This is a genomic window from Enterobacter sp. C4G1 (assembly GCF_052886895.1).
In genome coordinates, this window is record NZ_JBQVVV010000001.1 from 197,798 (window position 1) to 210,750 (window position 12,953).

General features: G+C 53.8%; 11 protein-coding genes. 6 read left to right on the forward strand and 5 right to left on the reverse strand.

What is annotated here, in order from left to right; all coding sequences use genetic code 11:
* Positions 1 to 138 precede the first annotated feature (138 nt).
* On the reverse strand, positions 139 to 2,130 hold the full coding sequence (tkt, locus tag ACT9TW_RS00945; protein ID WP_182062361.1) for a transketolase: 1,992 nt from the start codon (positions 2,128 to 2,130) through the stop codon (positions 139 to 141).
* 272 nt (positions 2,131 to 2,402) lie between these two features.
* On the opposite strand from tkt, the gene loiP reads away from it, so the two are divergent.
* Together loiP and ACT9TW_RS00955 are read left to right on the forward strand one after the other, a co-directional pair.
* Positions 2,403 to 3,161: a metalloprotease LoiP gene (gene loiP, locus ACT9TW_RS00950; protein WP_014071684.1), complete on the forward strand. Its 759-nt coding sequence runs from the start codon at positions 2,403 to 2,405 to the stop codon at positions 3,159 to 3,161.
* 209 nt (positions 3,162 to 3,370) lie between these two features.
* Positions 3,371 to 4,639 (forward strand): OprD family outer membrane porin, encoded by a 1,269-nt coding sequence (locus ACT9TW_RS00955; protein ID WP_446491448.1) that lies wholly within the window; start codon positions 3,371 to 3,373, stop codon positions 4,637 to 4,639.
* Between the two features lie 51 nt (positions 4,640 to 4,690).
* On the opposite strand, the gene speB is transcribed toward ACT9TW_RS00955, so the two are convergent.
* The 4 genes from speB to ACT9TW_RS00975 all read right to left on the reverse strand — a co-directional run bounded on the left by speB (position 4,691) and on the right by ACT9TW_RS00975 (position 8,173).
* On the reverse strand, positions 4,691 to 5,611 hold the full coding sequence (gene speB / locus ACT9TW_RS00960) for an agmatinase (protein ID WP_446491449.1): 921 nt from the start codon (positions 5,609 to 5,611) through the stop codon (positions 4,691 to 4,693).
* 207 nt (positions 5,612 to 5,818) lie between these two features.
* On the reverse strand, positions 5,819 to 7,795 hold the full coding sequence (speA, locus tag ACT9TW_RS00965; protein ID WP_182062363.1) for a biosynthetic arginine decarboxylase: 1,977 nt from the start codon (positions 7,793 to 7,795) through the stop codon (positions 5,819 to 5,821).
* An 8-nt stretch (positions 7,796 to 7,803) separates the two neighbouring features.
* Positions 7,804 to 7,935 carry an acid stress response protein YqgB gene (gene yqgB / locus ACT9TW_RS00970; protein ID WP_182062364.1) on the reverse strand — a complete coding sequence of 44 codons (132 nt, stop codon included), beginning with the start codon at positions 7,933 to 7,935 and terminating at the stop codon, positions 7,804 to 7,806.
* A gap of 94 nt (positions 7,936 to 8,029) precedes the next feature.
* The gene (locus ACT9TW_RS00975) at positions 8,030 to 8,173 is read right to left on the reverse strand and encodes a hypothetical protein (RefSeq protein WP_418250466.1); all 144 of its coding nucleotides are present in this window, start codon (positions 8,171 to 8,173) and stop codon (positions 8,030 to 8,032) included.
* 425 nt (positions 8,174 to 8,598) lie between these two features.
* On the opposite strand from ACT9TW_RS00975, the gene metK reads away from it, so the two are divergent.
* From metK to endA, 4 genes are all read left to right on the forward strand, one after another.
* Complete coding sequence (gene metK / locus ACT9TW_RS00980; protein ID WP_182062365.1) at positions 8,599 to 9,753, forward strand: methionine adenosyltransferase; 1,155 nt, start codon at positions 8,599 to 8,601, stop codon at positions 9,751 to 9,753.
* Between the two features lie 400 nt (positions 9,754 to 10,153).
* Positions 10,154 to 11,551, forward strand: a complete 1,398-nt coding sequence (gene galP / locus ACT9TW_RS00985; protein WP_182062366.1) for a galactose/proton symporter — start codon at positions 10,154 to 10,156, stop codon at positions 11,549 to 11,551.
* 58 nt (positions 11,552 to 11,609) lie between these two features.
* On the forward strand, positions 11,610 to 12,107 hold the full coding sequence (locus ACT9TW_RS00990) for a SprT family zinc-dependent metalloprotease (protein ID WP_182062367.1): 498 nt from the start codon (positions 11,610 to 11,612) through the stop codon (positions 12,105 to 12,107).
* A gap of 94 nt (positions 12,108 to 12,201) precedes the next feature.
* The gene (gene endA, locus ACT9TW_RS00995) at positions 12,202 to 12,909 is read left to right on the forward strand and encodes a deoxyribonuclease I (RefSeq protein ID WP_182062368.1); all 708 of its coding nucleotides are present in this window, start codon (positions 12,202 to 12,204) and stop codon (positions 12,907 to 12,909) included.
* Positions 12,910 to 12,953 lie beyond the last annotated feature (44 nt).

Below are 12,953 nucleotides of genomic sequence, written 5' to 3' on the forward strand. Positions count from 1 at the left end.
TGGAATAATTTACAGCGATGTTACATGCCAGAGGAATAGTGCATACAAAAAAGCCGGGTGGCGCGCTAGCGCTTACCCGGCCTACTTTCGTGCCATTTGTAGGCCCGGTAAGCGTAGCGCCACCGGGCAAAACAGCAATTACAGCAGTTCTTTCGCTTTCGCGACAACGTTCTCTACGGTGAAGCCGAACTCTTCGAACAGCAGCTCTGCCGGTGCAGACTCACCGAAGGTGGTCATGCCAACGATAGCGCCATTCAGGCCCACGTATTTGAACCAGTAGTCAGCGATACCCGCTTCCACTGCCACGCGAGCGGAAACCGCTTTAGGCAGTACGGATTCGCGATAGGCCGCATCCTGCTTGTCGAACGCGTCGGTAGACGGCATAGAAACCACGCGCGCTTTAACGCCTTCGGCAGACAGTTTGTCCCACGCAGCAACGGCCAGCTCAACTTCAGAACCGGTGGCGATGAAGATAAGCTCTGGCTGGCCAGCGCAGTCTTTCAGCACGTAACCACCGCGGGCGATGTTCGCCAGCTGCTCTTCGGTACGATCCTGCTGTGCCAGGTTCTGACGGGAGAGGATCAGTGCGGTCGGGCCGTCCTGACGCTCAACGCCGTATTTCCACGCCACCGCAGATTCAACCTGGTCACATGGACGCCATGTGCTCATGTTCGGGGTCACACGCAGAGAAGCCACCTGCTCTACCGGCTGGTGAGTTGGACCATCTTCGCCCAGACCGATGGAGTCGTGGGTGTAGACCATCACCTGACGCTGTTTCATCAGCGCAGCCATACGCACGGCGTTACGTGCATATTCTACGAACATCAGGAAAGTAGAGGTGTACGGCAGGAAGCCACCGTGCAGGGAGATACCGTTCGCGATAGCGGTCATACCGAATTCACGTACACCGTAATGGATGTAGTTACCGGCGGTATCTTCGTTGATCGCTTTAGAGCCAGACCAGATAGTCAGGTTAGATGGCGCCAGGTCAGCGGAGCCGCCCAGGAATTCTGGAAGCCAAGGGCCGAATGCTTCAATCGCATTCTGTGATGCTTTACGGCTGGCGATTTTGGACGGGTTCGCCTGCAGTTTCGCAATGAACTCGTTCGCTTTCGCGTCGAAGTCAGACGGCATGTCGCCTTTCATACGACGGGTGAATTCAGCTGCTTCCTGCGGGAAGGCTTTCGCGTACGCCGCGAACTTCTCGTTCCAGGCCGCTTCTTTCACCTGGCCGGCTTCTTTAGCATCCCACTGAGCATAGATGTCAGATGGGATTTCGAATGCAGGGTGGTTCCAGCCCAGAGCTTCACGGGTCAGCGCGATTTCCGCATCACCCAGTGGCGCACCGTGGGAATCGTGGGTGCCCGCTTTGTTCGGAGAACCGAAGCCGATGATGGTTTTGCACATCAGCAGGGACGGTTTGTCGGTCACGGCGCGAGCTTCTTCTACTGCGCGTTTAATCGAGTCAGCATCGTGGCCATCAACACCACGCACCACGTGCCAGCCGTAGGCTTCGAAACGTGCTGCGGTGTCATCAGTAAACCAGCCTTCAACGTGACCGTCGATGGAGATACCGTTGTCGTCATAGAACGCAACCAGTTTGCCCAGCTTCAGGGTACCTGCCAGGGAGCACACTTCGTGAGAAATGCCTTCCATCATGCAGCCGTCGCCCATGAAAGCGTAGGTGAAGTGGTCAACGATATCGTGACCCGGACGGTTGAACTGTGCTGCCAGAGTTTTCTCGGCAATCGCCATACCCACAGCGTTAGCAATACCCTGACCCAGCGGGCCAGTGGTGGTTTCTACACCAGCGGTGTAGCCCACTTCCGGGTGACCCGGGGTTTTGGAGTGCAGCTGACGGAAGTTTTTCAGTTCTTCGATTGGCAGGTCATAGCCAGTGAGGTGCAGCAGGCTGTAGATCAGCATTGAGCCGTGGCCGTTAGACAGCACGAAACGGTCGCGGTCAGCCCAGGCCGGGTTCTGCGGGTTGTGGTTCAGGAAATCACGCCACAGGACTTCGGCGATATCAGCCATACCCATAGGGGCGCCCGGGTGGCCGGATTTGGCTTTCTGTACTGCGTCCATGCTCAGCGCACGAATAGCATTAGCAAGCTCTTTACGTGAGGACATTTTAACTCCAGATCGGACTGTTAAAGGCCATGCCCTTGACGACAGCGCGTTTTGGGCTACGCCGGAAAAAAGTGCCAACAATGTAACCCAAGCGACAAGGCATGTACATGGAGCATTCTTTTGCCGCTTAAGAAATCTCTGGATCATGCTCGCATGTTGCGCAATCTGCTCGCTCGCTACCGTATATCTTCCTTATACTTAGCCCGACACTGGCTTTCTGGCCGGTGCACTTTTCGGATTTAATTCAGACTAACGAGTACGGAAGCAACATCATGAAAATGCGTGCAATTGTGCTGGCCCTGGGTACAACGCTCCTGCTGAGCGGCTGTCAGAATATGGATTCTAATGGTCTGATGACCTCTGGCGCGGAAGCATTTCAGGCATATTCCCTGAGCGATGCGCAGGTAAAAGCGTTGAGCGACCAGGCCTGTAAAGATATGGACGGAAAAGCCACTATCGCCCCTGCCAGCAGCACATACGCGCAGCGTCTGAATAAGATAGCCTCCGCTCTGGGTGACAACATCAACGGCCAGCCCGTGAACTACAAGGTCTACATGGCGAAAGACGTTAACGCATTTGCCATGGCAAACGGCTGTATTCGCGTCTACAGCGGGCTGATGGACATGATGAACGACAACGAAGTTGAAGCGGTCATCGGTCATGAAATGGGTCACGTTGCACTCGGCCACGTGAAAAAAGGGATGCAGGTTGCGCTGGGCACCAACGCCGTTCGCGCGGCAGCGGCCTCCGCAGGTGGGATTGTCGGCAGCCTGTCCCAGTCTCAGTTGGGCGATATGGGTGAAAAACTGGTCAACTCTCAGTTCTCTCAGCGTCAGGAATCCGAGGCCGATGACTACTCCTACGACTTGTTGCGCAAACGCGGCATTAATCCGTCAGGGTTAGCCACCAGCTTCGAAAAACTGGCAAAACAGGAAGCGGGACGCCAAAGCTCAATGTTTGACGATCATCCAGCGTCAGAAGAACGCGCACAACATATTCGCGATCGTATGGCAGCAGACGGAATTAAATAATTTATGAAGGAGGCAACATTGCCTCCTTTTTTATTTCGCACGTATTGTCAATTTAACCGCACGTATCGATAACACCCTGCAAGCCGCGCTACAACAGCATCCTGACACTGAAACCTTTGCTCACATAATTATTGCAATCGGTAAACTTTCCGGTAATTATCCCTTCGCAGTCTTTCAAATTAATATATCAAGACAGAGATGTTCCCTCCGTGAAAAAACAATTATCGTTAGTTGCTTTAAGTTTATTTGCCGCATTACCTGCGTTTGCAAGCCAACAATCAGACAGCCAGGGTTTTATTGACGACAGCCATCTGGATCTGTTTTTACGCAATGCGTATATCAGCCGCGACTATCATCAAGGCCAGCAGGATAAAGCTGAATGGGGTCAGGGTATCGTCGCCACATTTGCATCTGGATACACCGAAGGCCTGGTCGGCTTTGGCGTCGATGGAATTGCCCAGTACGGCGTACGCCTTGATGGTGGCCGTGGTAAGAGCGGCGCAGGCGGTATCGACTTTTTCAAACAGGAAGACGATGGCCGTGCGAAATCCGATCTGGCGAAATTTGGTGCGACCGCCAAAATGCGCATCTCCAATACCGTGCTGAGCTACGGTAACCAGCGTCCTGAACTTCCGATTGTGAATGCCGACAGCTCCCGCCTGCTGTTTGAAAGCTATACCGGGACGATGCTGACCTCGAAAGAGATAGACGGGCTGGAAGTCAATGCGGGTTACTTCACTGACGAACAACGCAAAAGCGACGACCGCCACGACAGCGGCCTGAAAAGCCTCTCCTTCGGCGGCGCGAGCTATCAGTTCAATGACCAGTTCAGCGGCGCGCTTTACGCTTCTCACGTTGAAGAGGTAATGAACAAGCAGTATCTGGGCATGAACTTCAAACAGCCGTTCAGCACCGGGCAACAGCTGGTTCTCGACTTTAACGGCTACAACTCACGTCTGGATCAGGGTTACGCTGACAGCCTCGATACAGGTCGGAGCAACACCATCTGGAGCATGGCGGCAAGCTATATCTGGGATATTCATACCTTTAAGGTGGCGTATCAGCAAAGCAGCGGCAGCACCGGTTACCACTATGGCAGCTATCGCGATCAGGGCGGCGTGGGTGACGGTGGTAATACCATCTGGCTTGCGAACTCTTACTGGTCTGATTTTAACGGTGAAGACGAACGCTCATGGCAGGCATCTTACGGGCTAGACTTCGCCGGACTCGGCTTACCGGGCTTGAGCTGGACTACCGCATACGTGCGCGGCGACAACATAAAAACCTCTGAAACCAGCAACGGTAAAGAGCATGAGTGGTTTAACCAGGTTCAGTACCAGGTGCAGGATGGCCCGGCGAAAGATCTGAAACTGAAACTGCGCTACTCCGTACTGCGCGTGTCCAGTAACGCCAGTGATTACAACGTGGGCGGGGACGAAATCCGTATCTATGTGGAATACCCGTTTAACGTGTTTTAAGCGTAAAAAAGCCCTCACCTGCTGGTGAGGGTTTTTACTTAACCGCTAAGCTTACTCGCCTTTTTTCGCCGCCTGGATATAGAGCATTTCCAGTGCCAGCGTCGCAGCTGCCAGGGCTGTGATTTCAGATTGATCGTACGCAGGCGCAACTTCCACCACGTCCATACCCACGATGTTCAAATCTTTCAGGCCACGCACCAGTTTGATGGCACGGTCAGACGTCAGGCCGCCGATCACCGGTGTACCGGTACCCGGAGCAAATGCCGGATCCAGGCAGTCGATGTCGAAGGTCAGATAAACCGGCATGTCGCCAACAATCTGCTTAACCTGCGCGATGATGTCGTCAACACCACGATCGTTCACCTGGCCGGCATCCAGCACGGTGAAGCAGTTGTCTTTATCGAACTCAGTACGAATACCGATCTGCACAGAGTGGTTCGGATCGATCAGGCCTTCGTTCGGCGCGGTGAAGAACATGGTGCCGTGGTCAAATTCGCAGCCGTTCGCATAGGTGTCGGTATGCGCATCGAAGTGCACCAGCGCCATTTTACCGAAGTGTTTCGCGTGAGCACGCAGCAGCGGCAGCGTCACGAAATGGTCACCACCGAAGGAGAGCATACGCTTACCAGCAGCCAGCAGCTTCTCGGCGTGCGCCTGGAGTTTTTCGCTCATTTCACGCGCATCGCCAAAGGCGTACACCAGGTCACCGCAGTCAACCACGTTCAGGCGCTCACGCATGTCGAAGTTCCATGGGAAGCGATTGTGCTCCCAGGCCAGGTTAGTCGATACCTGACGGATAGCGGCCGGGCCATGACGACCACCCGCGCGGCCGGAGGTGGCCATATCAAACGGCACGCCGGTAATAACCCAGTCGGCATCGCTGTCGTACGGCTGGAAATTCATCGGAAGGCGTAAAAAACCAAACGCGTTAGATACCAGAGAGTTATCGTACTGATGACCTAAAGTGCTCATGTCCTGACCTCTTTTAAAGTCGACTCATTAAAAAAAGATGAAAAAAAATCCCCTCCGCGTCGTTAAACCCGACGAGGAAGGGATTGATTCGTAAATAGCATATTGAGGCGAATTATCGCCGTTAATTCATACGGGTTCAAGAGAGTATAGGGCATTGTGCGGTCTTTGCCCCTTCCCCCTCTCCCCACAGGGGAGAGGGGGAAGGAATTACTCGTCTTCCAGGTAAGTGTACCCGTACAGACCCGCTTCAAACTCTTCCAGGAACTGCTGCTGCAAGGCATCGTCCAGACCGGTGTTTTTCACCTGATCGCGGAACTGGATAAGCAGTTTTTTCGGATCCAACTGAACGTATTCCAGCATGTCCGCCACGGTGTCACCCTCATCGGACAGCTCAACTTCCACGCTGCCGTCAGGGAAGACAAACACGTCCACCGCTTCGGTATCGCCGAACAGGTTGTGCATGTTACCGAGGATCTCCTGGTACGCCCCGACCATAAAGAAGCCCAGCATTGGTGGGTTCTCCGGGTCGTATTCCGGCATTGGCATCGTGGTCGCGATACCGTCACCATCCACATAGTGATCGATGGCACCGTCTGAGTCACAGGTGATATCCAGCAGCACCGCACGGCGTTCCGGGGCGTGGTTCAGCCCTTCCAGCGGCAGTACCGGGAACAGCTGATCAATACCCCATGCATCCGGCATCGACTGGAACAGCGAGAAGTTGACGTAAATCTTATCCGCCATACGTTCCTGCAACTCATCGATAATCGGACGGTGCGCGCGGTTGCTCGGGTCGAGCTGTTTCTGCACTTCATGGCACATGTTTAGATAGAGCTGCTCTGCCCACGCGCGCTCCTGCAAGCTAAAGGTGCCTGAAGAATAGCCGACGTGAATGTCGTGCAGATCCATCTGGCTGTCATGCAGCCATTCGCGCAGTGAACGGCGCGTGCCCGGCTCGTGCATCTCCTGCCAGGTTTCCCACATGCTTTGCAGGGAACGTGGGGCATCGTCTGCCGGAGGCGTCGCTTCGGTGATTTCGCTGCGTTCAACACCAATAATGTTGGACACCAGCACCGTATGGTGCGCGGTGACTGCACGGCCAGACTCGGTGATCACCGTTGGGTGCGGCAGGCCGTTCTCTTCACAGGCATCGCCAATCGCCCAGATGATGTTGTTAGCGTATTCGTTCAGACCGTAGTTTACGGAACAGTCAGACTGCGAACGCGTACCTTCATAGTCCACACCCAGGCCGCCGCCCACGTCGAAGCACTGAATATTCACGCCAAGCTTATGCAGCTCAACGTAAAAACGCGCCGACTCACGTACACCTGTTGCGATATCGCGAATGTTGGCCATCTGCGAACCGAGGTGGAAGTGCAGCAACTGAATGCTGTCCAGACGACCGCGCTCACGCAGGATCTCCACCAGTTGCAGCACCTGGTTTGCCGCCAGGCCGAATTTGGATTTTTCACCACCGGAAGACTGCCATTTACCGGAGCCCTGGGAGGCCAGACGTGCACGCACGCCAAGGCGTGGGATCACGTTCAGACGCTCGGCTTCTTCCAGCACGATAGCGATTTCGGACATCTTCTCGATAACCAGATAGACCTTGTGGCCCATCTTCTCGCCAATCAATGCCAGACGAATGTATTCACGGTCTTTATAGCCGTTACAGACGATCACGGACCGGGTCATCCCCGCGTGCGCCAGTACAGCCATCAGTTCCGCTTTTGAACCGGCTTCCAGCCCCAGCGGTTCGCCAGAGTGGATCAAGGATTCAATGACGCGGCGATGCTGGTTCACCTTGATCGGGTAAACCAGGAAATAGTCGCCTTTGTAGCCGTAGGATTCACGCGCGCGCTTGAACGCGGCGTTAATAGAACGCAGACGATGTTGCAGGATCTGCGGGAAGCAGAACAGTGCAGGCAAACGCTGGCCCTGTGCTTCGCGGGCTTTGACCAGCTTGGCGAGATCCACGCGCGCTTCAGGGACGTCGGGATCCGGGCAAACGCTGATGTGGCCCAGTTCGTTGACGTCGTAGTAGTTATTGCCCCACCAGGCAATATTGTAAGTGCGCAGCATCTTGCTGGCTTCCTCGGAGCTCATCGCAACCTCCTGCATAGAACGTAGTACACCCTGTTCGCCCGCTGACGAAGGCGAAAAAGAAGACATGTCGTCAGACATAGCGAACCTCAACTCTTTGTAATAAGTGTAAAACAGTTGACTACTATCGCAGCGTTATACGGCGATAACAACCCATAAACGGCTCCGTTTTCCAGCATAGTATGCTGAAATCCTGACCGTGCGACCGGTTTCTTATTCATATCATTGTAAAACACGTATCCGAACTCTGTATGACAAGGTTCGGCGAAACCACGAGAAAACTCTTGTATTAACAAGAGCGCCCTTGTTCAGTTTTCACAAAGCGTGACCGGCCCTGGAATCCTGAGAAGCGCCGAGATGGGTATAACATCGGCAGGTTTGCAGACTAGAAATGCGGGTTGCGGGAATCAAATGCGCGCCAGAACGGCTGCGCTGAATTAGCGGAAAACGATGGTTCATTATCTCGTATCACCTCCACGGCCGCTCCTGTTGAAACGGACCACAAGCCAAAGCTAAAAGTTCACTGCTTAACCCGGCTGGAAGTGGCGACACGATGAGTTCATCGAGCGCTTTTTTTGCATGAGCCGCGCGCCGCGTTTTATACCGAGAAGGTGGCTAAAAAGCAAAACAAAAATATGCGTGTTGCCATCGCCGTCAGGAAATATTTCCAGCTTCGATTTCAACACAGTGAGAGCTTAGTCAAAAAAAACTGGAAATCGGGTGAAGAAGTGACCTAAAATAGACGTCCAGATGTTAATCCATCCATACTGATTAACACTCAGACTGCCAGTGTCAAAATCCTGCAGGCCTTGGTAGAATTATCTCCTTTGGCTATTCCACACAGCAGCTTGAGCTAACCAAATTCCTCTTAGGTGAAATAAAACATGGCAAAACACCTGTTTACGTCCGAGTCCGTATCAGAAGGACATCCTGATAAAATTGCTGACCAAATCTCCGATGCGGTGCTGGATGCGATCCTCGAGCAGGATCCTAAAGCGCGCGTAGCGTGTGAAACCTATGTCAAAACCGGCATGGTTCTGGTTGGCGGTGAGATCACCACCAGCGCATGGGTTGATATCGAAGAGATCACCCGTAACACGGTGCGTGAAATCGGTTATGTACATTCTGATATGGGCTTTGATGCCAATTCTTGTGCAGTACTGAGCGCAATCGGCAAACAGTCTCCGGACATCAACCAGGGTGTTGACCGTGCCGATCCGCTGGAACAGGGCGCGGGCGACCAGGGTCTGATGTTCGGTTATGCAACCAACGAAACTGACGTGCTGATGCCAGCACCTGTGACCTACGCACACCGTCTGGTGCAGCGTCAGGCTGAAGTGCGTAAAAACGGCACCCTGCCATGGCTGCGCCCGGATGCGAAAAGCCAGGTAACCTTCCAGTATGACGACGGCAAAATCGTCGGCATCGATGCCGTAGTTCTGTCCACTCAGCACGCCGAAGATATTGATCAGAAATCTCTGCAAGAAGCCGTGATGGAAGAGATCATCAAGCCGGTACTGCCTTCCGAGTGGCTGAGCGCGTCGACCAAATTCTTCATCAACCCAACCGGACGCTTTGTTATCGGTGGTCCAATGGGTGACTGCGGTCTGACCGGTCGTAAAATCATCGTTGATACCTACGGCGGCATGGCGCGTCACGGCGGCGGTGCATTCTCTGGTAAAGATCCATCTAAAGTTGACCGTTCTGCTGCGTACGCTGCACGTTATGTTGCGAAAAACATCGTTGCTGCGGGCCTGGCTGACCGTTGTGAGATTCAGGTTTCCTACGCTATCGGCGTGGCTGAACCAACCTCCATCATGGTTGAAACCTTCGGTACTGAGAAAGTGCCTTCTGAACAGCTAACCCTGCTGGTGCGCGAGTTCTTCGACCTGCGTCCATACGGCCTGATTCAGATGCTGGATCTGCTGCACCCAATCTACAAAGAAACCGCTGCGTACGGTCACTTTGGTCGTGAACATTTCCCATGGGAAAAAACCGACAAAGCCGCTCAGCTGCGTGAAGCTGCCGGCCTGAAATAATCGACTCACAGCGTTAAACAGGCCAGCCTTTGCGCTGGCCTTTTTTATGTCGGGTGGCGGCTACGCCTTACCCGACCTACGAGTACTGAGGTACCTGTAGGCTGCCACCCGGCAATGTTTGAAACCGCTTACACCACACCAAATATACCCTGCTTTCAGAATAATCCCTTTGCATAATCGCCTTTTCTTTGTTGTTACATTTCATTTCAGTCAAGTCTGAAATTCAAACAAACCCGATGCGTATCAGTTAATTTATATCTCTATTTTCAATAAGTTAATGGCATTTACGATTACACATCGGTGTAACCGATTACACCAATGTGATTTGTATCACATATTTTCACTCCTCACTAACCTACCCTTTACATCGATAAAACTGATAACCCAACTGGAGGGCATAATGCCTGACAATAAAAAACAGGGGCGTACGTCCAACAAGGCGATGACTTTCTTCGTCTGCTTCCTCGCCGCCCTGGCAGGATTACTCTTTGGCCTGGATATCGGCGTGATTGCCGGTGCGCTACCCTTCATCACCGATGAGTTCCAGATAACCGCCCACACTCAGGAATGGGTAGTGAGCTCCATGATGTTTGGTGCAGCGGTGGGTGCAGTCGGCAGCGGTTGGCTCTCCTTCAAACTGGGCCGTAAAAAAAGCCTGATGATCGGCGCTATTCTGTTCGTAGCCGGTTCACTGTTCTCTGCGGCGGCACCAAACGTAGAAGTGCTGCTGCTATCCCGTGTACTGCTCGGTCTGGCGGTTGGTGTAGCCTCTTATACCGCCCCGCTTTACCTGTCAGAAATCGCACCAGAGAAAATCCGTGGCAGCATGATTTCGATGTATCAGCTGATGATCACCATCGGTATTCTGGGAGCCTACCTTTCCGATACCGCCTTCAGCTACAGCGGCGCCTGGCGCTGGATGCTCGGCGTCATTATTATCCCTGCGATCCTGCTGCTGATTGGTGTGTTCTTCCTGCCGGACAGCCCGCGCTGGTTTGCGGCAAAACGCCGCTTCGTGGATGCTGAGCGCGTGTTATTACGCCTGCGCGATACCAGCGCAGAAGCGAAAAAAGAGCTGGAAGAGATCCGCGAAAGCCTGAAGGTGAAACAGTCCGGTTGGGCACTGTTCAAAGAAAACAGCAACTTCCGCCGCGCCGTATTCCTGGGCGTACTCCTCCAGGTGATGCAGCAGTTCACCGGGATGAACGTCATCATGTACTACGCGCCAAAAATTTTTGAGCTGGCGGGTTACACCAATACCACCGAACAGATGTGGGGCACCGTGATCGTGGGCCTGACCAACGTGCTGGCCACCTTTATCGCCATTGGCCTGGTTGACCGTTGGGGACGCAAACCAACGTTGACGCTGGGCTTCCTGGTGATGGCGGTGGGGATGGGCGTCCTCGGTACCATGATGCATGTGGGCATTCACTCACCTTCTGCACAGTACTTTGCCGTGGCCATGCTGCTGATGTTCATTGTAGGTTTTGCGATGAGCGCCGGCCCGCTGATTTGGGTCCTGTGCTCTGAGATCCAGCCGCTGAAAGGGCGTGATTTTGGTATCACCTGCTCTACCGCAACCAACTGGATCGCCAACATGATTGTCGGTGCAACCTTCCTGACCATGCTTAATAGCCTGGGTAATGCCAACACCTTCTGGGTTTACTCTGCTCTGAACCTGTTCTTTATTGTGCTGACCGTGTGGCTGGTTCCAGAAACCAAACACGTGTCGCTGGAACATATTGAACGTAATCTGATGAAAGGCCGTCCTCTGCGCGAGATTGGCGCGCACGACTAACCTGCCTGCGGGAGGTGCCTCTTGCACCTCCCTTTCGCAAGCTCTATGCTCTGCCCCTATGAAAACGCCCCGTCTTCCCATCGCTATTCAGCAGGCCGTAATGCGCAGCCTGCGGGAAAAACTCGCCCAGGCAAACCAGAAGCTCGATCGCAATTACCCGGAACCTAAGCTCGTCTATCAGCAGCGTGGAACCTCTGCCGGCACGGCCTGGCTGGAGTCGTACGAAATCCGTCTTAATCCGGTGCTGATGATGGAAAACCAGCAGGCGTTTATCGATGAAGTGGTTCCGCACGAGCTGGCCCATCTGCTGGTATGGAAACACTTTGGGCGCGTTGCGCCGCACGGCAAAGAGTGGAAATGGATGATGGAAGCGGTGCTTGGCATTCCGGCACGCAGAACTCATCAGTTCGAGCTGGAGTCGGTTCGCCGCAATACCTTCCCCTACCGCTGCCAGTGCCAGCAGCATCAACTGACCGTGCGCCGTCATAATCGTGTGGTACGCGGTGAAGCCACCTATCGCTGCGTCAAATGCGGTGAGCCGCTGGTTGCAGAATAATCAATTGAACAATCAGGAACATTCCTGATCTGACTGATTGCATACAGGAACAACATTCGTTACGTTGCGGGCTCGTTTTGACACGGAGTTAACGATGTCCCGTAATATTTCTCTTGCGGTCGCTTTTCTGGCGACGGCATTCTCAGGCTATACGCTGGCCGACGGTATTAACAGTTTCTCTCAGGCTAAAAACGCAGGTGTAAAAGTTAACGCCGACGTTCCCGGTGATTTCTACTGTGGCTGTAAGATTAACTGGCAGGGCAAAAAAGGGATCGTTGATCTCGAATCCTGCGGCTATAAAGTGCGTAAAAATGAAAACCGCGCCAGCCGAATCGAATGGGAACACGTTGTTCCGGCATGGCAGTTTGGCCACCAACGCCAGTGCTGGCAGGACGGCGGGCGAAAAAACTGCGCCAAAGACCCGGTCTACCGCCAGATGGAAAGCGATATGCATAACCTGCAACCGGCGGTGGGCGAAGTGAATGGCGATCGCGGCAACTTTATGTACGGCCAGTGGAATGGCGGCGAAGGTCAGTACGGGCAGTGCGCCATGAAGGTAGATTTTAAAGAGAAAGTGGCTGAGCCGCCGGCTCGTGCGCGCGGCAGTATCGCCCGCACCTACTTCTATATGCGTGACCGTTACGACCTCACCCTCTCCCGCCAGCAGACACAGCTGTTTAATGCCTGGGATAAGCAATATCCGGTCACCGACTGGGAGTGCCAGCGCGACGAACGCATCGCCAAAGCGCAGGGGAATCATAACCCTTATGTCCAGCGAGCTTGCCAGGCGCAAAAGAGCTAACCTACACTAGCGGCAATTCGCTTACATTGCATGACACACGGAAT